Origin of the sequence: uncultured Oscillibacter sp. (genome assembly GCF_900546705.1) — a bacterium.
GTDB lineage: Bacteria > Bacillota > Clostridia > Oscillospirales > Oscillospiraceae > Oscillibacter.
In genome coordinates, this window is sequence record NZ_URDP01000036.1 from 1 (window position 1) to 20,772 (window position 20,772).

A 20,772-nucleotide genomic window follows, 5' to 3' on the forward strand; every position below is an offset into this window, starting at 1 on the left:
CCAAGCGGATCGGCGCCCACCTGCGCCGCTGCGGCGTGACGGTGGTGGAGACCCGGCCGGACGGTGCGGCGGTGTCTTTGGCGGAGCGGTGTGCCATCGCGAATAAGATCAAGGGCCTGGACCTGTTTGTGTCCCTGCACTCCAACGCAGCGGGCGGCAGCGGATGGTCCAGCGCCCGGGGCTGGAGCGCGTACCTCTACGGCGCCGGCGGCGAGCGGGAACAGGCGGCAAATACCATCGCGGCCTGGGTACGCCAGGTAGGCGTGACATTGCGCTCCGCGCCCATTGTCTATGACCCGTCTCTGTACGTCCTCAAGCACACGGTGGCCCCGGCGGTGCTCATCGAACACGCCTTCCACACGAACAAGGAGGATGTGGCAAACCTGCTGGACGATGCCTGGAGGGCCACAGTAGCCGAGGCGGAGGCCCGAGGCATCATGTATTACCTGGGGGCGGTTTGGGTGCCTGAGACGCCCCAGGAGCCCGCTGTGGACGAGGAGCTGGTGCAGGCGGTGGACGCCCTGGCGGCCGCCGGAGTCATTGACAGTCCCGATCGCTGGAAGGCCCTGGAGTACACGGATCGGAGCGTCCGGGCGCTGCTTATCAAGATGGCGGCAAAGCTCAAATGCTGACTACAATTTGACTACATTTTATTAACTATACTTGCCTTTTCTACACATTTATTTGCGGCTGAAAAGATTGCGTATTTGTTAATTTCTTTTGTTAAGAAATAAAGAAAAACCCTAGAATCGGGTGATTCTAGGGTTTTTTCTGGCGGAGAAGGAGGGATTCGAACCCTCGAGACCCTTTAGGGGCCTACATGATTTCCAATCATGCGCCCTCGACCAACTAGGCGACTTCTCCAAAGCGATGCAATTGTTTGCTGCCTCGAAGCGACAGCAGTGTTATTATAACAGAAGAAGCGGTAAAGTCAAGCCCCTTTTTCCACTTTTTTTAAAAAGATAAAACCGGAGGACCATTGCCCTCCGGTTTTATGCTCAGTGCAGCTCAGAGACGATGTTGTCCACCGCCTGATCCATGGCGACACCCAGCTTGTGCAGGCTTTTGCCTACCTGTGACTTCATGGAATGGCGGCTGGAGGCAGACATCATCCCCAGCGCGGCGCCGGCGGCCATGCCGGCGCCCATACCGACCCAAAATCCGGTACTTCCTTGCATCTTCAATCACTCCTTTGCGGCTGGGAGTAGTATTTCCGGCGATGCGCAAAAAAACCGCCGCCGCATTTGCCAAAATGCGGCGGCGGCGCTATAATGCGGAAAGAAATGATTTGACAATCAGGAGGCGCCTATGACGACCATCTATCTCATCCGCCATGCGGAAGCGGAGGGAAATCTCTATCGGATTGCACAGGGGCAGTACAACAGCCTGCTCACGGACCGGGGGCAGCGGCAGGTAGCAGCACTGGAGGCGCGATTTGCAGACATTCACGTGGATGCCGTCTACTCCAGCGACCTCTACCGCACCTGCGCCACCGCAGCTGCCATCTACCGGCCCAAGGGACTGCCGCTCCATCGCCGCACCGACCTGCGGGAGATCTGCGTGGGCGTTTGGGAGCAGCGCACCTGGGGCGATATCGCCCGCACGGACCCGGAACAGATGGAAAACTTCAGCCGCCATCCGGAGCGCTGGCAGGTGGAGGGCGGAGAGCCGCCTGCCCGGGTACTGGCCCGGGTGCGGGCGGCAGTGGAGGACATTGCCCGGAAAAACCAGGGGAAAACCGTGGCGGTCTTTTCCCACGGCTACGCCATCCGACTGCTGCTGGCGTCCCTTCAGGGATATACCATTGAGCAGCTGGCCAGTACGCCGGTGGGGGACAACACGGCAGTGTCGCTGCTGCGGGAGGAAAACGGCCGCATGGAAGTGGTGTTCCGGGATGACAACAGCCATCTGCGTACGGAGGCGTATCTGGCGGGAGAGAAGGGCGGAAAGCGGGCCAACGGCCTGGAGCCGGGGCTCTACTTTGAGCCGCTGCGTCTGCCGGAGCAATCCGCCTTTTTTGACCGGTGCGCGGCGGAGGCAGGCGTGCCGGGCTGTCCCGGGGAGACGGCTCTGGTGGGATACCTGAACGGGGAGCCGGTGAGCCTTCTGCAGATGGGGCCGGAGACCGGACGCATTGCCCTGGCCTGCGTGTGCCCCGGGTACCGGGGACGGGGGTTCGGCGTCCAGATGATCGGCCAGGCGGTGCAGCTGACCCGGAAGCTGGATGGTCAGACGCTGCGGGTGACTCCGGGAGAGTCTGCGGCCTTCTGGGAGACATACGGATTCCGACCCGGAACGCAGCCGGGGGAGCTGGAAAAGAGCATCGGGTTTGATCCGGCTTACCTGGCGCTGCCGCCTGCGGAGGTGTGAGCATTCTGTCTGCACAGAGATCAAGAACCACATATAAAAAGAGGGGCCGTGTTTACGGCTCCTCTTTTTTCTCTCTTGGCTCCAGGGCCCGGATGATCTGGGCGGTCAGCCGGGCGGTCATGCCCCAGACCGCGTGGCCCTGCCAATACCACACGGGTACCTCCACCCGGCCTCTGGCCCAGGGGTAGTCCCGGGGGATTCCCACCGCTTCGTAGGGAAAGTCCTCCGGTACCCGGGGCAGCAGGTCGTAGTACCACGGCTCCGGCGGGGTGGTCCGGAAAAAGGACAGCGGCGCGGTGAAGACCTGGGCTACCTCCGCCGGAGAGGGCCGCAGGGCGGCAAAGCCTGCTGGGGAGACCACTCCCAGCACCGGGCGGAGCAGGAAGCCCGCCTGATTGCAGATGAAGTCCGGCGTGCCCAGCAGTGTGATTTCCGAGGGGGGAATGGCCAGCTCCTCTTCCGTCTCCCGCAGGGCACAGGCCTCCGGCGATTCCCCCGGTTCCATGCGGCCGCCGGGGAAGCAAACCTCGCCGGGCTGGCTGAGCGCGCGTGCACGGACCTCGTAAAGAAGGTGCAGACCGTCCTCCCTCTCCACCAGGGGGCACAGGACGGCATAGCTGTGCCGCTCGCCCAGAAGCGACGGCGTATGGCCGTCGAACCGGCAGCGCAGGGTTTCCAACTCGTTTTTCATAGCAGCATGTTCAGGGCGCACCGGATGTTTTCAATGTTTACTGTCGGCACGCTGGGGGCATACTCCCCATCCAGGGACCAGGGCAGCTCCTCCTCCGTCTCCAGATGGAGGGAGGAGACGTGGCGGAACACCAGACCGTGGCTGTCGTACTGCTGGTTGGCCAAGCCCAGCACCAGGTTCTGGAGTTCCAGGACGTTGGTGGGGTTGGGGATCAGCAGCATCTCAAATTTCCCGTCGTCCAGCACCACCCGCTCCGGACTGAGCTTCATGAGCCCGCCGATGGAGGTGGAGTTGCACACGGCACCGAAAAGGTAGTCTCCGTCCAGTACCTCGCCGTCCGCTGTCAGGCGGATGTGGTAGGGGCGCAGGGTGCTCAGGTCCTTGACGCCCTCCAGAATGTAGGCAAAGTGGCCCAGAGCATTTTTAGCGGCCTGGGAGGCGGCGTAGGAGGTACGGGTGAAGGCGCCGAAAGAGGCCACATACACGAAATTGCGCTCGTTCCATCGGCCGATGTCCAGCGCCCGGGGGGAGCTGTGCAGCATGGCCATGGCGGCAGTGACCGGGTGGTCAGAGATGTGAAGACTTGCAGCGAAGTCGTTGGTGCTGCCCTGAGGCAGATAGCCAAGCAAGGGGCGGTGCTCCAGGCGCATGAGTCCGGCAATGACCTCATTGAGGGTGCCGTCTCCGCCGACGGCCACCACCAGATCGTAGCTGCCGCCCTCTTTGGCTGCCGTCTCTGTGGCGTCGCCGGGGGCAGTGGTCTTGTGGACGGAAATGAGGTAACCGGCCTCCGAAAAGAGCGCGATCACGTCAAACAGCGGGCTGCGGGATTTGTTGCGTCCAGCCCGGGGGTTTACGATAAACAGAAGCTTTTTTTGAGCCATAAAGAGCCTCCTGCGGCAGAAAACATAGATGTGAAATTTGTGTAAAGGACAGTATAGCACGGGAAAATGAGGATTGCAATTGCTGGGGGCGCCGTGTAGAATAAAAACATCGAAGGGATGGTGGCGATGAGACAGAGAAAACCGTATGTTCAACTGGGGCTGGCGGTCTTTTGCACGGTCAGCGCCATTTTGCTCCTGTACGATACGCTGTTCGGCGGAAGGGAGCTGCTGGCCATCTGGAACCAGCTGCTCATCGCGGTGGCGCCCATCCTCTACGGCGCCATGATCGCCTATCTTCTGGCGCCGGTGGTGAATTTTTTCGAGCGGAATCTGTTTTCCTCCGCAGTGGAAAAAGCCCATAAAAACGGCCTGCTGACGGCTCGCCTTCCCCGGGCGGCAAGTCTGCTTTTAACGTGGGTAGTCATCTGCATTCTGGGGTATCTGCTGGCCTCTGTTCTGCTGCCGGAGCTTTACAAGAGCGTTTTGCAGCTGGTGAGCAACATCGAAAACTACTATCTGGTCATTACCGGCTGGGTGGAGCATCTGCTGGAGACCAACCCGGATGTGGAGTCCTGGGCCATGACCCAGATCAACACCTACTATTCGGACATCCAGACCTGGCTGACCAAGGAGATGCTGCCCCAGGCCTCCACGCTGATGACGGCCCTTTCCGGCGGCGTGGTCAGCACGCTGGTGTTTTTGAAGAATCTGCTGGTGGGCATTATCGTCTCCGTCTACCTGCTGGCAACCAAGGAACTGTGTGCCGCCCAGGCCCGCAAGGCCGTCCATGGCCTGTTCTCCCGGGAGAATGTGCGCTGGGTGCTGCTGGGGACCCGGCGGGTGGATGAGATCTTCTCCGGCTTTGTCCGGGGCAAGTTGCTGGACTCGCTGATCATCGGTATTATCTGCTTTGTCGGCTGCTCCATTCTGAAATTCCCCTATACGCCGCTGGTGTCTGTCATCGTGGGTGTAACCAACGTGATCCCCTTCTTCGGGCCGTTTTTGGGTGCCATTCCCAGCACGTTCCTCATTGTGCTGGCAGACCCCATCAAGGGCGTGTACTTCGTGCTGTTCGTCCTGGCGCTCCAGCAGCTGGACGGCAACGTCATCGGCCCCAAGATCCTGGGGGACAAGACGGGCCTTTCCAGCCTGTGGGTCATCATCGCCATCCTGGTAGGCGGCAGTTTTTTCGGCATCCCCGGGATGTTTTTCGGCGTACCGGTATGTGCGTGTCTGTACAGCGCGGCGTCGTTTTTCATTGACAGCCGCCTGAAGAAGAAGTCCCTGCCCCTGTCTACCAAGGCCTATGCGGCAAACCCACCCGCCGGAAGCGGGGAAAAAGATTCCCAGGAACCCATGTAAAATTTCTGAAAGCTCTTGCAATCACAGAGGTGTTCGTGTACAATACAGCCTTGCGGGATGTTTGTTATAAAAATAACGACGTTTCCGCAGGGCTCTTTTTCAATCTGGAGCCATGATTCTGCGGGGCGGACAGCTTCCGCCCAACACTGACCCATTGCGGCAGTGATTTAAAGGAGAGAACCATGAAAAAAAGAGGATTGGCACTGCTTCTCCTGACGTGCCTCCTGTGCGCCGTACTCAGCGGGTGCGGAGATGGCAGCACAGATGAGACGCCGGAGGACCGGGCCGCAGCCAACGCCATTGCCGTTGGCATCGCACAGGACCTTGACGACAGTCTTGACCCTCACAAAACCGTGAAGGCAGGAACCAGAGAAGTGATGTTTAACGTGTTCGAGGGGCTGATGAAGCCGACCCCGGACGGAGATCTGATCCCTGCCGTTGCCGAGAAGTACACGATTTCCGACGATCACAAGACTTACACCTTCACCCTGCGGGATGGAGTGAAGTTCCACAACGGAGACACGGTGACAGCGGAGGATGTGGTTTATTCCATTGAACGCTGCGCCGCCGCCACTGAGACAGGCATCGTCCCGGTGGAGGCGTTTTCTGCAATTACGGACATTCAGGCGGTGGACGAGCGCACGGTGACCATTACGCTCTCCGAGCCCAGCAACGAATTCCTCTCTTACCTGACCACGGCCATCCTGCCGGCCGACTACGACCAGCAGGACACTGCCCCCGTGGGCACGGGCCCGTTCAAGTTCGTCTCCCGGACGGCCCAGGACTCCATTGTGCTGGAGAAGTTTGACGAGTACTGGGGCACGCCGGCGGCGCTGGACAAGGTGACCTTCAAGATCATCGAAAACGCCGACAGCCTGCTGATGAGCCTGCAAAGCGGCGCCATTGACCTGTGCGCCCATCTGACCAGCACCCAGGTGGCCCAGCTGGGCGAGGACTTCAACGTGGACGAGGGCACCATGAATCTGGTGCAGGCACTGTACCTCAACAACGCCGAGAAGCCCTTTGACGATGTGCGGGTGCGGCAGGCCCTGTGCTATGCCGTGGACAAGCAGCAGATCATCGATCTGGCCTTTGACGGCTACGGCAGCCCCATCGGCTCGAGCATGTACCCCGCGTTCGGCAAGTACTTTGACGACAGCCTGACCAACTACTATTCCTACGATCCCGACAAGGCCAAGGCTTTGCTGGCGGAGGCCGGCTATCCCGACGGGTTCGACATGACCATCACCGTGCCCAGCAACTACCAGCCCCATATGGACACTGCCACCGTGCTGGTGGAGCAGCTCAAGGCGGTGGGCATCAACGCCACCATCCTGCCGGTGGAGTGGGAGAGCTGGGTGGAGGACGTGTATACGAACCGTCAGTTCCAGTCCACGGTGGTGGGCGTGGATGCCTCCAACATGACCGCCCGGGCCCTGCTGGAGCGGTTTACCTCCACCTATGACAAGAATTTCATCAACTACAACAACGCGGACTACGACCAGCTGTTCGCCCAGGCCATCTCCACCTATGACGACGAGACCCAGACCGAGCTCTATAAGGAGATGGAGCGGAACCTGACGGCCAACGCCGCCAATGTCTACATCCAGGATCTGGCGGATCTGGTGGCGGTACGCAAGGGACTGGAGGGCGTGACCTTCTATCCCATCTACGTGCTGGATCTGTCCGGCATCCGCTATACTGCCTGATATGCGCGGCGGCAGAGACTCTGCCGCTGACGGAGAGGGGAGGCGAAGACCATGAAATACGCGGCAAAACGCATTGCCATGCTGCTGCTGACCATGGTCATCGTCTCTTTTCTCGCGTTTGCGGCCTTTGATCTGATCTCCGGCGACCCGGCCACGGCCATGCTGGGCACCCAGGCCACGGAGGAGTCCGTGGCGGCGCTGCGGGAGGAGCTGGGACTCAACCGTCCCATGCCGGTCCGGTACGGCGAGTGGCTGGCGGGCTTTTTCACGGGGAATCTGGGCACTTCTTACAGCTACGGCCAGCCGGTCTGGGAGCTGATCGCCCCCAAGGTGGGAATTACCCTGTGCCTGAGCCTTTTAAGTTTCCTTTTGATTGTGGCGGTGTCCATCCCCCTGGGGGTGCATGCCGCCGGACGGGACGGCGGCCGGCTGGATGCCCTGGACACGGCGTTCAACCAGCTTTGTATGGCGGTGCCGCCCTTTTTTACCGGTATCCTGCTGACGTGGCTTTTCAGCACCGTGCTGCATGTGTTCACCCACGGCAGCTTTCCGTCCCTGACAGCCAACTTCGGCGGCGCCCTGGAATACCTGCTCTTTCCCGCGATTTCCATCGCCATTCCCCGGGTGGCCATGACGGTGCGGATGCTCCGCAGTACCATCCGCCAGGAGATGGGACGGGCCTATGTGCGCACGGCCATCTCCCGGGGCAATGACCGCCGGGGCGTGCTGTACGGTCACGTGCTGAAAAACTCCTTGGTGCCGGTGGTGACGTTCCTGGCTCAGACCATGGCAGAGATCGTGGCGGGCAGCATTGTGGTGGAGCAGGTGTTTGCCATCCCGGGACTGGGGCGGCTGCTGGTGGCCTCCATTTCCAACCGGGACTATCCGGTGGTACAGGCCATCGTGGTGATTCTGGCATTCTGGGTGGTGCTGGCCGGAACCGCCGCGGATCTTATTAACCAGCGCATCGACCCGCGGCTGCGGCTGGGAGGTGGCGTATGAAGCGGATGAACGGATTCCTCCTGGCAGGGCTGATTCTCACCGGCTGCATCACCGCCATGATCCTGGTGGGCTTTTTCTGGACGCCCTATGACCCCAACGCCATGGATGGGGCAGCCAAGCTGTCCGGGCCGTCGCTGGCCCACTGGATGGGAACGGACAGCTTCGGCCGGGACATTTTCAGCCGGGTCATGCAGGGGGCCGGCACCACGTTTGCCATCGCGGTGGCCACGGTGGCCATCGGCGCCGTGTGCGGCACGGCAGTAGGTGCCCTGACCGGGTACTTCGGCGGCGTGGTGGACGAGGTGCTCATGCGTCTCAATGACGCCCTGACCGCTTTCCCCAGTATCTTGCTGGCCCTGGTTATCATCTCCGTGGTGGGGCCGGGCAATAAATATAATGTAGTGCTGGCGCTGGGCGTGGTATTCATCCCCAGCTTTGCCCGGGTGACCCGCACGGCCTTTGCCGCCGCCCGGGACATGAACTATGTCAAAAGTGCCCGCCTCATGGGCGCTTCCAGTGCCCGGATTATTGTAGTACACATTTTGCCCAATATCATGCCCGTTCTGCTGCCGGCGCTGACCATTGGATTCAATAACGCCGTACTGGCGGAGGCGTCCATGAGCTATCTGGGCGTGGGCGTGACACCGCCGGACGCATCCCTTGGCTATATGCTCTCGGAGGCACAGGGCATGTTTGCCGCTGCACCCTGGTATGTGCTCAGCACCGGCTGCACCATTGTGCTGCTGGTGTTCGGCGTGGGCCTCATCGGCGAGGGCCTCCAGCGCCGGAACAGGGAGGTGGCGTGATGCTGGAAATCGAGAACCTGCATGTGAAGTTCCACAACCGCACCCGGGAAGCGGTGGCCGGCGTGTCGTTCACCATCCCGGACGGGGAGATTCTGGGGCTGGTGGGTGAGTCCGGCTCCGGCAAGTCCGTCACCGCCATGAGCGTGGCGGGACTGCTGCCCCGCCGCCAGTGCGATTACTCCGGCTCCGTGCTGCTGGACGGAGAGGATCTGCTGCATATGGAACGTGCGCGTCTGCGGAAGATCCAGGGCCGGTGCATCGGTGTAGTGTTTCAGGAGCCCATGAGCTGCATGGACCCGCTGATGAAGATCGGGGCCCAGGTGGAAGAGGTGCTTCGGCTGCATACGGATCTGACGGCGCAGCAGCGGCGGGAAAAAGCGCTCTCCGCTCTGGCGGCAGTGGAGCTCCCTGACCCGGAGGAGGTCTATGACAAGTACCCCCACCAGCTCTCCGGCGGTATGCTCCAGCGGGTGATGATTGCCGCGGCCATTGTCATCCGGCCCAAGCTTTTGCTGCTGGACGAGCCCACCACCGCCCTGGACGTGACGATCCAGGCCCAGATCCTGGCGCTGCTGAAAAAGCTCAACGCCGAGTCCGGCATCTCTATGCTCTTTATCTCCCACAACCTGAATGTGGTGCGTAAGCTCTGCGGCCATGTGGCGGTGATGCAGCGGGGGGTTCTGGTGGAGCAGGGGGACACGGACCAGGTCTTTTACCATCCCCGCCATCCCTATACCCAGCGGCTGGTGGCGGCCATCCCCACCCGGCACCGAAAGGAGGAGCAGCCATGAACGAGGATCTGGTGCTCTCGCTGCGCCATGTGACCAGCGGCTACCGGGAGGGCAGTGTATTTCGCCGGGGTACCTACCAGGAGGTGCTCCACGACGTGACGTTCGATGTCCATCACGGGGAAATCCTGGGATTGGTGGGCGAGTCCGGCACAGGCAAATCCACCCTGGCCCGGACCATTCTGGGCATCGTCAAGCCGGATGCCGGTGAGGTGATCCACTACACCAAGCGTCCCCAGATGATTTTTCAGGACCCGTACAGCTCCCTGAACCCCGCCTATTCCGTGGGGTGGATTCTGGAAGAGCCCCTGCGGATCTACGGAAAGTACGACGCCAAGGAGCGCCGTCGGCGGGTGCGGGAGATGCTGGAGCGGGTGGAGCTGCCGGAGGAGTGCCTTGCGGCAAAGCCGTCGGAGCTCTCCGGCGGGCAGCGCCAGCGGGGGAGCATCGCCACGGCGCTGATTCAGCGGCCCAAGTTTCTTATTGCCGATGAGCCGGTCAGCGCTCTGGATGTGACCATCCAGGCCCAGATCCTGGAGCTTTTGCGGACGCTGCGCGCCGAGCTGGATCTGAGCTACCTGTTCATCTCCCACGATCTGAACGTGGTGTATCAGCTGTGCGACCGGGTGCTGGTCATGAAAGAGGGCCGCATTGTGGAGCAGGGCACAGTGGACGAGATTTTTGACAACCCCAAGCAAGACTATACCCGGCAGCTTCTGGCTGCGGCGGAATAACATGAAGCAATTCTTTCTCAGACATAAAAAATTGCATATTGCGCTGGCGGCGGAGCTGATGCTGCTGGCACTCTACCTTTTCTTCCGGCAGTTCCGGCCGCTGATGAACTTCCTGGCTGCCCATGTGACCGTGCCGCTGCGGCGGGGCATCGGCAGCATCTGCTATCTGGTGGACTTCTCCGTGGCGGAGGTGCTGTGTGTGGCCCTGGTGATCGCCGGGGTGGGATATCTCCTCTGGAGCATCGGGGCGGTATGCCGGGCCCGGGGCCACCGGGCCAGCCGGGCGTACAGCGCGGTGCTGGGCCTTGCGTGCGCGGGACTTGGGATCTATGTGGGATTCTGCTTCCTTCTGGGCATTGACAGCTATGCCGACGGCTTCCAGGAAAAGTCCGGCATTTACGCCCAGCCGGTGGAGGAAAGTGCCCTGCGGCAGGTAACGGCGTACTTCGCGGGTGAGCTGAGTGAAGCGGCCGGGAAGGTACAGCGGGACGAAAACGGCCTGTTTGCCGTGCCCCGGGAGGAGATCCTCGCGGGCAGCACCGATGTGTACGACGTGGTGGAGCGGCAGTTCCCGTTCCTGACCTTTGACGATCCCGGCGTCAAGCCGGTATACTTTTCCCGCATCCTGAGCGCTCTGGACTTCACAGGCATCTACTGCCCCTTTACCGGGGAGTCCAATGTGAACATGGACAGCCCCGCCTGCCTGCTGGGGTCCACGGTGGCCCACGAGCTGGCCCACCAGCGGGGCATTACCTCCGAGCAGGAGTGCAACTTTCTGGCGGTGCTCTCCTGCACCACCTGCGGTGACGACGTGTACGCCTACGCCGGATGGCTCATGGGGTATATCTACTTGGGCAATGCCCTGTACTCCGTGGACCCGGACGCCTACCGGACCATCCGGGACGCCCTGCCCCAGACGGTGCGGGCAGATCTTTCGGCCCAGAGCGCCTACTGGGATCAGTTCCGGGACAAGGCCGTCCGGAAGGTATCCAACCAGGTGTACGACGGCTTTTTAAAAAGCTACGGTCAGACTCAGGGGATCCGGTCCTACGGCACGGTGGTGGATCTGCTGGTAACCTACTATCAGGACAAAATTTAAAAGGAGCGCCGTAAGGCGCTCCTTTTTTTGCGCGTCCCCCATCGGGGGCGCTTTTATTTCATCAGCTCGCACACCAGATCTGTGTAGCCGGAGGGGTCTTCCAGAGGAAGGCCTGCGATGAGCAGCGCCTGGTTATAGAGCAGCGCGGCGTACTTCTTCGCCTTCTCCGGATCGGCGGTGACGGCGGATTCCAGCGCGGCAAAGGCGGGATGCTCCACGTTCAGCTCCAGGATACGGTCGGCATGGATTCCGGAGTCCGGCTGCACCGCCTGGAAGTATTTCTCCATCTCGAAGGAGAGCCCTTCCCCGGCGGTCAGGCACACGGGATGAGACTTGAGGCGGGTGGAGGCCTTTACCTCCTTGACCTTGTCTCCCAGGGCCTCCTTGACGAAGTCGAAGGTGGCCTTGTGGGCGTCCTGGGCCTCCTTGGCCTTTTCCTTGGCACCCTCTTCCACCTCCTGATCCAAAATGGAGCGGAACTCCTTTTCCTGGAACGTGTGGAGGATCTGGGCGCAGAACTCGTCCACTTCCTCTGTGAAGTACAGGATCTCGGTACCCTTGTCCTTGAGAAGCTCCGTCTGGGGGAGCTTGTCGATTTTGTCGGGAGTCTCACCGGCGGCAAAGTAGATATACTTCTGGTCCTCGGGCATCCGGGAGACGTACTCGGCCAGGGTGACGGGCTTTTTCTCCGTGGAGGAGTAGAACAGCAGCAGGTCGCTGAGCAGGTCCTTGTGGGCGCCGTACTCGCCTACCACGCCGTATTTGATCTGGCGGCCGAAGTTCTTCCAGAACTTCTCGTAGCCCTCCCGGTCTTCCTGCAAAAGCTTCAGAAGGTCGGCCTTGATCTTCTTTTCCAGATTGGCGGCGATGATCTTCAGCTGACGGTCGTGCTGCAAAAGCTCACGGGAGATGTTCAGCGACAGGTCGGGGGAGTCCACCACGCCACGGACGAAGCGGAAGTGCTCCGGCAGCAGATCGGCGCACTTGTCCATGATGAGTACGCCGTTGGAGTAGAGCTGCAGCCCCTTTTCGTACTCCTTGGTATAAAAATCAAAGGGAGTGGTGCCGGGGACGAACAGCAGCGCCTTGTAGGTGACGGAGCCCTCCACGGACACGGGGATCACCCGCTGGGGATCGGCGTAGTCGTGGAACTTGTCCCGGTAGAACTTGTTGTACTCCTCTGCGGTTACCTCAGACTTGGCCCGCTGCCAGATGGGCACCATGGAGTTGAGAGTCTCCTCCTCCGTGTACGTCTCGTATTCGGGCTTGTCGTCGGGACTGCCCTCCTTGCGGCGGGTCTTGGAGACCTCCATGCGGATGGGGAAGCGGATATAGTCGGAGTACTTGCGCACCAGCTCCTGAAGCCGCCAGGACTCCAGAAACTCGCTGTAATTTTCGTCATCGGTATCGGGCTTGACGTGCATGATGATGTCCGTGCCCACACCGTCACGCTCACACTCGGTGACGGTGTATCCGTCGGCGCCGGAGGACTCCCAGCGCCAGGCGGTGTCGGAGCCGAACTTCTTCGTCACCACAGTGATGTGGTCGGCAATCATGAACGCGGAGTAGAAGCCCACGCCGAACTGGCCAATCACGTCGGTATCCTTGGCATCGTCGCCCACTTCCTGCTTGAACTTGTAGGAGCCGGAGGAGGCGATGACGCCCAGGTTGTTTTCCAGATCCTCCCTGTCCATGCCGATGCCGTTGTCGCTGACGGTGATGGTGCGCGCATCCTTGTCCACCTGGATGTGAATTGCGAAATCCTTGCGGTCCATGCCCACGGACTCGTCCGTCAGGGCTTGGTAGCACAGCTTGTCGCAGGCATCGCTGGCGTTGGAGATGATCTCCCGGAGGAAAATCTCCTTATGGGTGTAGATGGAGTTGATCATCAGGTCCAACAGCCGCTTGGATTCGGCTTTGAATTGCTTTTTTGCCATAAAAGACACTTCCTTTGTTTCTTTTTTCACAACGGCTCCAGTATAACACATTGAACAAAACAAATAAATGACCAATTTGTAAATTTCAGGATAAAGCAGTTGTGCGCCGCTGGTTTTGCGAGTAAAATAAGAAAAATAAAAAAACGGCGCGTGCGCCGGAAAGGAAGTTGTACACCATGGGAGTGTTCCGTCAGGCTGCAAATGCGATCACCCGGTTCATGTACGGACGCAACGGCGTCGATGCGCTGAACCGGGCGCTGCTGTGGGTGTATGTGCTGGTGTGTCTCATCCGGGCCATTGCGGCGGCCGGACTGCGCAGCCGCATAGGCGCAGCGGTCTGCGATGTGGCGCTCTGGCTTTTGATGCTGCTGATCTTCTTCCGCATGTTCTCCAAAAACCTCTACAAGCGCCGCCAGGAGAATCAAAAGTGGATGAACTGGTGGTGGGGGATCAAAAGCCGCGGCGCCGGCGCAAGAGCCCGCCATGCGGACAAGGAGCATCGCTATTTTACCTGCAAACAGTGCAAGACCATCTGCCGGGTGCCGGTGGGCAAGGGGAAGATCATCATCACCTGCCCCAAGTGCGGCGCCCAGATCCACGGTAAGACCTGAGCTGCCCGGCACGGCGGCACATATGATAAAAAGCTCCCGGAACTTTCGTTCCGGGAGCTTTTTTGCGATTGGAGATATGGACGGCAATCAGCCCTTGCACACGGGGACAATCCAGCCCTTGGTGTCGGGGATCTTGCCCCACTGCATGCCGGTCATGGTGTCGTAGAGCTTCTGGGTCAGGGGGCCGATTTTGCCCTCGCTGATGAACACCTGGTCGCCCTTCCAGTCCAGCTCCTTGACGGGAGAGACAACGGCGGCGGTGCCGGTGCCGAAGACCTCTTCCAGCGTGCCGTCATGGCCGGCCTTCATCACGTCGGCAATGGCCAGGGGGCCTTCCACCACTTCGTAGCCCCAGTCACGGAGCAGTTCAATGCAGCTGCGGCGGGTCACGCCGGGCAGCACGGTGCCGGTGCAGGCGGCGGTGTAGATCTTGCCGGAGATCTTGAACATGATGTTCATGCTGCCGACTTCTTCCACATACTTCTTCTCCACGCCGTCCAGCCACAGAACCTGGGCAAAGCCCTTTTCCTCAGCCAGTTCGCCGGCCTTGATGGAGGCGGCGTAGTTGCCGCCGCACTTGGTGAAGCCGGTCAGGCCGGGAGCAGCGCGGATGTAATCGTCTTCCACGTAAATGCGCACGGGGTTGATACCCTCGGCGTAGTAGGCACCGGAGGGAGAGCAGATGATGGCGAAAATGTAGGTGGGGCTGGCGTGCACGCCCAGGCCCACATCGGTGGCGAAGATGAAGGGGCGGATGTACAAAGAGGAGCCGTCCACATGGGGGACCCAATCCTTCTCAATCTCCACCAGAGCCTTGACTGCCTGGATGTAATCATCCACGGGGATGGCGGGGATGCACAGACGGTCGCAGGAGTCCTGCATACGCTTGGCGTTGCAGTCGGGACGGAACAGCTGGATGGTGCCGTCCACGGCGCGATAGGCCTTCATGCCCTCAAAGACCTCCTGGGCATAGTGGAAAATGACACAGGCGGGGTCCAGAACAAAGGGGGCATAGGGAACGATCCGGGCGTCGTGCCAGCCCTGACCGCGGGTATAGTCCATCAGGAACATGTGGTCAGTGAAAATTTTGCCGAAGCCCAGCTTGTTCTCGTCGGGCTTTTCCTTGAGGGACGTGCTTTTGGTGATCTTGATATCCAACATATCCGTAACTCTCCCTTGCATTGTGAATTGAAGCTATAAAAAAAGACTTCCGCGCACTCCTGCCGCAGACAGGAGAGGCGAAAGTCACACTTCCGTGGTACCACTCTCATTGCCGCCGGAAAGGGCGGCCACTCGAAGCCCCGATATCGGAGGGCGGCCGGTTTGCGTACTGGGCGAGGCTGTTCCGCAGACAGCTCCCGGGTGACTCCTGAGTGCTTTGCTTCCTGCCTTGCACCATCCGGCAGTTCTCTGTAAGCGCGGGCTCTCAGACATGTCCCGTTCATCGCATTTTCTGATAATTAATTATTTTATACGCTGATAGAAAGACAAAGTCAATGGTTAAAATGCACAGAAAGGACCGCCTGCCGGGGGAAGAAACCGGCGGCCCGGCAAAATGCCGGGCCGCCGCGTGTTTTGGTAAGAAAAGGTAAGAATCAGGCCTTGTGAATGCACGCGTAGCCGCGCCGGAAGGCCTCAATGTTCAGGGGGACCAGCTTGGCCTTGGCGCCGGTGAACATCTCCTGAATCATCTGCTCGATGGTCTCGGGCTTGAGGATGCCGGTGCCGGCCACATAAGCGCCCAGCATCACCATGTTGGAGACCTTGGGGTTGCCGATCTCGTCGGCGATGGTATTGCAGGGAATATAGTAGGCAGTCAGATCAGGACGGGAGACCTTGTCGGTAACCACGTCGCTGTTGACAAACACCTGGCCGCCGGGGACCACGCCTGCCTCAAACTTGGACAGGGAGGGTTCGTTGAGGGCGATGAGCTCGGTGGGATGGGCAAACACGGGGGAGCCCACGGGCTTGTCGGACAGCACCACAGAGCAGTTGGCGGTGCCGCCGCGCATCTCGGGACCGTAGGAGGGAGACCAGGTGACGTTCAGGCCCTCGGCCATGCCGGCCTCTGCCAGGTTCTTGCCGATGGCCAGGCCGCCCTGACCGCCGAAACCGGAAATGATGATTTCTTTTTTCATCTTATTTCACCTCCGCGCCGGTTTCCTTGATGACGCCCAGGGGATAGTAGGGAATCATCTTCTCCTCCAGCCACTGCTTGGCCTTCAGAGGCGTCATACCCCAGTTGGTGGGGCAGGTGGACAGCACTTCCACAAACGTGAAGCCCTCGCCGGCCATCTGCTTTTCAAAGGCCTTGCGGATGGCCTTCTTGGCCTTATTCAGGTGGGCGATGTCGGTAACGCACACCCGCTCGGCATAGACGCAGCCGTCCAGGGTGGAGAGCATCTCCGCCACCCGGATGGGCATGCCGGCCTGCTCCACGGTACGGCCCAGAGGGCAGGTAGTGGCCTTCTGGCCGATCAGAGTGGTGGGGGCCATCTGGCCGCCGGTCATGCCGTAAATGGCGTTGTTGACGAAGATGGTGGTGAACTTCTCACCGCGCATGGCGGCGTGGACGATCTCCGCCGCGCCGATGGAGGCCAGGTCGCCGTCGCCCTGATAGGTGAACACCGGCTGGGTGGGATGGGTGCGCTTGATGCCGGTGGCCACAGCGGGAGCGCGGCCGTGGGCGGCCTCCTGCATGTCGCAGTTGAAATACTTGTAGGCAAACACGGAGCAGCCCACGGGGCAGACGCCGATGGCGTCATCCAGAAGGCCCATCTCCTCCAGCACTTCAGCCACCAGCTTGTGGATGATGCCGTGATGGCAGCCGGGGCAGTAATGGAGCTCGGCATCCGTCAGGCCCTTGGTTTTCTGATATACGATTGCCATGTTACTGTGCCTCCTTCAGAGCCTTCTTGGCCGATTCCACGATTTCTTCGATGGTGGGCATGACGCCGCCGGCGTGGCCCAGGTAAGCAATGGGCTTCTGGCCCTCCACGCCCAGACGGATATCGTCGATCATCTGGCCGCCGGCGCTCATCTCCACGTCCAAAAATGCCTTGACGTGAGACTGGGATGCCAGCTCGTGCAGGGGCTTTTCAGGGAAGGGCCACAGCGTGATGGGGCGGAACAATCCGGCCTTGATGCCCTGGGCACGGAGCGTTTCCAGGGCGCTGAGGGCGATTCGGGCGGGGGTGCCGTAGGCGGTGATAATCAGCTCAGCGTCGTCACAGTCCTTCATCTCCCAACGGACTTCCTTCTCGGCGATCAGCTTGTACTTGGCCTCCAGGTCGGCGTTGTGGTGATCGCACTCCTCGGGGTCCATGTACAAAGAGTTGATGACGTTGGTGTGGTCACGGCCGTGCTTGCCGGTGGTGGCCCAGTCCTTGGGAGGCAGCTTGCGCTTGGGGATCTCATGCCACTCGATGGGTTCCATCATCTGGCCGATGAGGCCGTCGGCCAGGATGACCACGGGGTTGCGGTAAGTATCGGCGATGTCAAAGGCCTCCTGGGTGAAGTCCACAGCCTCCTGGATGTTGGAGGGAGCCAGGACCACGGTGCGGTAGTCGCCGTTGCCGCCGCCGCGGGTGGCCTGGAAGTAATCGCCCTGACCGGGCTGGATGGTGCCCAGGCCCGGGCCGCCGCGCATGCAGTTGACGATGACGCAGGGCAGCTCCGCGGCCGCAATATAGGTAATGCCCTCCTGCTTGAGGCTGATGCCGGGAGAGGAGGAGGAGGTCATGGCCCGCATGCCGGAACCGGCAGCGCCGTACACCATATTGATGGCAGCCACCTCGGACTCGGACTGGACAAAGACCTTGCCGTGCTGGGGCATATGCAGGGACATATACTCAGGCACTTCGCTCTGGGGAGTGATGGGATAGCCGAAGAAGCAGTCGCAGCCGGCACGAATGGCGGCCTCGGCGATGGCTTCGTTACCTTTCCAAAGTTCCTTTTCCACTGTTGATGACCTCCTTTTTCAGAACTTTTCCACGGTGATGATGGAATCGGGGCAGATCTTGGCGCAGCTGGCGCAGGCGATGCACTCCGAGATGTTCGTCACCGTGGCGGGATGGTATCCCTTGCGGTTGATCACCGTCTGATCGATGGCAACGATGTGCTTGGGGCACACGGACGTGCACAGCTCGCACCCTTTGCAGCGATCGGAGTCAAAGGTTACTTTCGCGGTCATATTGGATGATTCCTCCTTTTTTCCTCTTGCATGGTCATTCCCACGGCTTTTTCATTTGTATGGTAATCGGAAAAACAGGTTCCGACAGGTCGGACAGTTCCGGGGTGAACCGGTCCAGCGCCACATGGCACAGTACAGGGATGCCGGTCTTTTCGGACACCTGGGCGGCCAGTGCCGCACCCTTGCGGACCTCGGACGGGGTTGTCTCGCCGCACAGATGGGTGTTGTTAACAATGCCGGTACAGGTCAGGCCGGTGATGGATTCAATGGCCCGCAGGTACTCCACGGCGGCATCCGCCTGGCGGACCTCCGGACGGTTGGCGTTGAGCACGTAGATGAGCTGGTAGTCCTCCGAGACGATCTTGTCCCGAAAGCGGGCCAAAACCCGGGCGCCTACCGGATCGCCGCCGATGTCCAGCACGCCGGTAACCTCCCGGTTTTCAAGGATGGTCAGTAGCTCCGCAGGCAGAGCGGGCACGTCGGCATCGGTGCACGCCTGGGAAGAGGCAATCAGACGGATCCCCGCCTGTTCCAGAACCGCCTTGCGCTCCCTGGAGCGAAAATAGGGGTTGACGATATCCAGGTCTGCCAGCATCACCTGTGGCTTCTGCTGGGCCAGCTGCAGTGCCAGGTTTACGGCAAATTCCGTTTTGCCGGTGCCGTAGTGGCCGGTGATGATGGAGACGCGGTGGGTGCAAATATTCTCTGCCGTCAAGCGGGGATCGCCTCCTGTGGAAAAATTCTTTAATTCGGTGTTGTATTATTTTGTTACTTGTTGTATGATGTCATTGTACTCCCAAAGAAATATGATGTCAAGTGAATTCTGCCGGCTGCCGAAAGGAATCTGATGTGCGGCCGGCGAGGGCAATGGAGGGACCGGCATGGAGGAGACCAAAAAAGTCAAATTGTCGGAGCGGACTGCCGACCGGCTGTATGAGATGATCGTCGATGAGGGACGCTATGCGCCGGGATGCAAGCTGCCCAATGAAAACGAGCTCAGTGAGGCACTGAAAGTCAGCCGTACCACGCTCCGGGAGGCCATCTCCTTTTTGGTGGCCCAGGGGATTCTGGAGATCCGCCGGGGCCGGGGAACCTTTGTGGCCGAGTCGCTGCCGGCGGGCGGTGTGGACCTGACGGCGCTTTCGGGCCTGCGGTCCCGGGTACGGGCCAAGGACCTTTTTGAGATGCGCCTGATTTTTGAACCTGCCACGGTGGCCCTGGCGTGCCAGCGTGCCAGCGATGAGGAACTGGCCATGATCGCCAAGAAGGCAGAGCGGGTGGAGAAGGTAGCCGCGGCGGGCGGCGACTGGCCCCTGGCGGATCAGGAATTTCACTGGGCCATCATCAAGGCATCCCACAACGAGTATATGCGGCGGCTCTATCCCATCATCAACAGCGCCGTAGGGGAGATTATGCAGATCTCCCAGAACCGCCAGCACATGCAGGACACTGCCCTGGGAGACAACCGCACCATTTTGGAGTTTTTGCTCCAGCGGGATGAGGTGGGCGCACGGCATGCCATGAGCATCCATATCCGCCACCTGATCAACGTTTTGCGCACTTAACGAAAACTGTAAAATCTTAACAGCTGCCCTGGATTTTAGGGCAGCTGTTTTTTGTGCGCGGAACATGTGCGCCTGTATGCGGACTGTACACAGCACATGGACAACTTGCATAAAAAACGCAATGATAATTCATCTAAAATAACGAACGTTTTTTCAATTGTGCTGTGGTTTTCCTAACGAAATACACAACCCAGTTGGACTTATTCACAAATTATTCACAAAATTAACCGTTCCCCCTTAACAAAGTCTGAACAGGGGTGTATAATTGCTCCCGAAAGCAAAGGGGCAACTTTTAACGGTATCTTTGCGAACAAAGTGAAAACCTTAGCAAAGACCGGCCGGCCGTCCGGAGGGGGCGGTTCCGGCAGCAGAAAAGTCCGTTCCTTTTGCAGGGCCTTCTTCTTCAGCGGGAAGGAAGGCGCGGAAATAAGAAGGGAGCGTATTCAAGAAAAGATTCCTGTTCGCATTTCCCAAAAACGCCGGCTGTGCCGGCTTGCGGAGGACGGTTGATCCGGGGAGACCTCCGCATTCCCCAGCATTTTCCTCAAGAGTGAACTAGAAGGAGTGTGTGTTATGGCTACATTTGTTCTGGGTCTCGTGATTTTGTTCGTGGGCGCTGCCATTTACGGCAAGTTCTGCGAAAAGGTCTTCGGGCCCGACGACCGGGAAACTCCCGCCTTCTCCAAGCAGGACGGCGTGGACTATGTTCCCATGAGAGGCTGGAAGAACAGCCTGATCAACCTGCTGAACATCGCAGGTACCGGCCCCATCTTTGGACCCATCCAGGGCATCCTCTTCGGGCCCATCGCGTTTATCACCATCCCCATCACCAACATCATCGGCGGTGCTATGCACGACTATTTCTCCGGCATGATCTGCCTGCGTGACGGCGGCTCTCAGATGGCATCCATGGTCCGCAAGTACTCCAACAAGGGTGTGTACGGCGTGTACCAGGTGTTCTGCTCTTTGCTGCTGCTGCTGGTGGGTGCTGTGTTCATCTACACCCCCGGCGACATCGCCGC

General features: G+C 60.0%; 22 protein-coding genes and 1 tRNA gene. 12 read left to right on the plus strand and 11 right to left on the minus strand.

Annotation, left to right across the window (positions count from 1 at the left end):
• Nucleotides 1-632, plus strand: a 632-nt coding sequence (locus QZS13_RS07905) for an N-acetylmuramoyl-L-alanine amidase (protein ID WP_295587672.1), incomplete at its 5' end; no start/stop codon positions are given.
• A 140-nt stretch (nt 633-772) separates the two neighbouring features.
• Here QZS13_RS07905 and QZS13_RS07910 read toward each other — a convergent pair.
• Both QZS13_RS07910 and QZS13_RS07915 read right to left on the minus strand, forming a co-directional pair.
• A tRNA-Ser gene (locus QZS13_RS07910) sits at nt 773-864 on the minus strand.
• 134 nt (nt 865-998) lie between these two features.
• Entirely contained in the window at nt 999-1,178 is a 180-nt protein-coding gene (locus tag QZS13_RS07915) for a hypothetical protein (protein ID WP_295587674.1), read from the minus strand.
• A gap of 130 nt (nt 1,179-1,308) precedes the next feature.
• Between QZS13_RS07915 and QZS13_RS07920 the strand changes: the two genes are divergently transcribed.
• Entirely contained in the window at nt 1,309-2,370 is a 1,062-nt protein-coding gene (locus QZS13_RS07920) for a GNAT family N-acetyltransferase (protein ID WP_295587676.1), read from the plus strand.
• A 52-nt stretch (nt 2,371-2,422) separates the two neighbouring features.
• Here the strand turns inward: QZS13_RS07920 and QZS13_RS07925 are convergent, their stop codons facing one another.
• Complete coding sequence (locus tag QZS13_RS07925) at nt 2,423-3,061, minus strand: CoA pyrophosphatase (RefSeq protein WP_295587678.1); 639 nt, start codon at nt 3,059-3,061, stop codon at nt 2,423-2,425.
• Entirely contained in the window at nt 3,058-3,945 is an 888-nt protein-coding gene (locus QZS13_RS07930; protein ID WP_295587680.1) for a diacylglycerol kinase family protein, read from the minus strand. Before QZS13_RS07930 ends, QZS13_RS07925 begins: the two co-directional genes overlap by 4 nt.
• 126 nt (nt 3,946-4,071) lie before the next feature.
• Here QZS13_RS07930 and QZS13_RS07935 point away from each other — a divergent pair, with 126 nt between their 5' ends.
• The 7 genes from QZS13_RS07935 to QZS13_RS07965 all read left to right on the plus strand — a co-directional run bounded on the left by QZS13_RS07935 (nt 4,072) and on the right by QZS13_RS07965 (nt 11,445).
• Nucleotides 4,072-5,307, plus strand: coding sequence for an AI-2E family transporter (locus QZS13_RS07935; RefSeq protein WP_295587682.1), 1,236 nt, complete (start codon nt 4,072-4,074; stop codon nt 5,305-5,307).
• 182 nt (nt 5,308-5,489) lie between these two features.
• Nucleotides 5,490-7,016: an ABC transporter substrate-binding protein gene (locus QZS13_RS07940; RefSeq protein WP_295587685.1), complete on the plus strand. Its 1,527-nt coding sequence runs from the start codon at nt 5,490-5,492 to the stop codon at nt 7,014-7,016.
• Between the two features lie 51 nt (nt 7,017-7,067).
• Nucleotides 7,068-8,018: an ABC transporter permease gene (locus QZS13_RS07945; RefSeq protein WP_295587687.1), complete on the plus strand. Its 951-nt coding sequence runs from the start codon at nt 7,068-7,070 to the stop codon at nt 8,016-8,018.
• A complete protein-coding gene (locus QZS13_RS07950; RefSeq protein ID WP_295587689.1) occupies nt 8,015-8,824 on the plus strand; it encodes an ABC transporter permease in 810 nt (269 codons plus the stop codon). The genes QZS13_RS07945 and QZS13_RS07950 overlap by 4 nt, the downstream gene beginning before the upstream one ends.
• Complete coding sequence (locus tag QZS13_RS07955; RefSeq protein ID WP_295587691.1) at nt 8,824-9,615, plus strand: ABC transporter ATP-binding protein; 792 nt, start codon at nt 8,824-8,826, stop codon at nt 9,613-9,615. The genes QZS13_RS07950 and QZS13_RS07955 overlap by 1 nt, the downstream gene beginning before the upstream one ends.
• Nucleotides 9,612-10,346: an ABC transporter ATP-binding protein gene (locus QZS13_RS07960; protein ID WP_295587693.1), complete on the plus strand. Its 735-nt coding sequence runs from the start codon at nt 9,612-9,614 to the stop codon at nt 10,344-10,346. The genes QZS13_RS07955 and QZS13_RS07960 overlap by 4 nt, the downstream gene beginning before the upstream one ends.
• 1 nt (nt 10,347) lies before the next feature.
• Nucleotides 10,348-11,445, plus strand: coding sequence for a DUF3810 domain-containing protein (locus QZS13_RS07965; protein WP_295587695.1), 1,098 nt, complete (start codon nt 10,348-10,350; stop codon nt 11,443-11,445).
• A gap of 53 nt (nt 11,446-11,498) precedes the next feature.
• Here QZS13_RS07965 and htpG read toward each other — a convergent pair whose 3' ends face one another.
• On the minus strand, nt 11,499-13,382 hold the full coding sequence (gene htpG, locus QZS13_RS07970; protein WP_295587697.1) for a molecular chaperone HtpG: 1,884 nt from the start codon (nt 13,380-13,382) through the stop codon (nt 11,499-11,501).
• 176 nt (nt 13,383-13,558) lie between these two features.
• Between htpG and QZS13_RS07975 the strand changes: the two genes are divergently transcribed.
• Nucleotides 13,559-13,993, plus strand: a complete 435-nt coding sequence (locus QZS13_RS07975; protein WP_295587699.1) for a hypothetical protein — start codon at nt 13,559-13,561, stop codon at nt 13,991-13,993.
• An 87-nt stretch (nt 13,994-14,080) separates the two neighbouring features.
• On the opposite strand, the gene QZS13_RS07980 is transcribed toward QZS13_RS07975, so the two are convergent.
• The 6 genes from QZS13_RS07980 to QZS13_RS08005 all read right to left on the minus strand — a co-directional run bounded on the left by QZS13_RS07980 (nt 14,081) and on the right by QZS13_RS08005 (nt 18,900).
• Nucleotides 14,081-15,154, minus strand: a complete 1,074-nt coding sequence (locus QZS13_RS07980; protein ID WP_295587701.1) for a branched-chain amino acid aminotransferase — start codon at nt 15,152-15,154, stop codon at nt 14,081-14,083.
• Between the two features lie 434 nt (nt 15,155-15,588).
• A complete protein-coding gene (locus QZS13_RS07985) occupies nt 15,589-16,131 on the minus strand; it encodes a 2-oxoacid:acceptor oxidoreductase family protein (RefSeq protein ID WP_295587703.1) in 543 nt (180 codons plus the stop codon).
• Between the two features lies 1 nt (nt 16,132).
• Nucleotides 16,133-16,882, minus strand: coding sequence for a thiamine pyrophosphate-dependent enzyme (locus QZS13_RS07990; RefSeq protein ID WP_295587705.1), 750 nt, complete (start codon nt 16,880-16,882; stop codon nt 16,133-16,135).
• Between the two features lies 1 nt (nt 16,883).
• Nucleotides 16,884-17,954, minus strand: a complete 1,071-nt coding sequence (locus QZS13_RS07995; RefSeq protein WP_295587707.1) for a 3-methyl-2-oxobutanoate dehydrogenase subunit VorB — start codon at nt 17,952-17,954, stop codon at nt 16,884-16,886.
• 18 nt (nt 17,955-17,972) lie between these two features.
• The gene (locus QZS13_RS08000) at nt 17,973-18,185 is read right to left on the minus strand and encodes a 4Fe-4S dicluster domain-containing protein (RefSeq protein ID WP_295587710.1); all 213 of its coding nucleotides are present in this window, start codon (nt 18,183-18,185) and stop codon (nt 17,973-17,975) included.
• Nucleotides 18,186-18,219: 34 nt separating this feature from the next.
• The gene (locus QZS13_RS08005) at nt 18,220-18,900 is read right to left on the minus strand and encodes a hypothetical protein (protein WP_295587712.1); all 681 of its coding nucleotides are present in this window, start codon (nt 18,898-18,900) and stop codon (nt 18,220-18,222) included.
• 166 nt (nt 18,901-19,066) lie between these two features.
• Here QZS13_RS08005 and QZS13_RS08010 point away from each other — a divergent pair, with 166 nt between their 5' ends.
• Both QZS13_RS08010 and QZS13_RS08015 read left to right on the plus strand, forming a co-directional pair.
• Nucleotides 19,067-19,750, plus strand: coding sequence for a FadR/GntR family transcriptional regulator (locus QZS13_RS08010; RefSeq protein WP_295587714.1), 684 nt, complete (start codon nt 19,067-19,069; stop codon nt 19,748-19,750).
• A gap of 573 nt (nt 19,751-20,323) precedes the next feature.
• The coding region (locus QZS13_RS08015) for a carbon starvation CstA family protein (protein ID WP_295587716.1) at nt 20,324-20,772 on the plus strand (449 nt) is incomplete at its 3' end.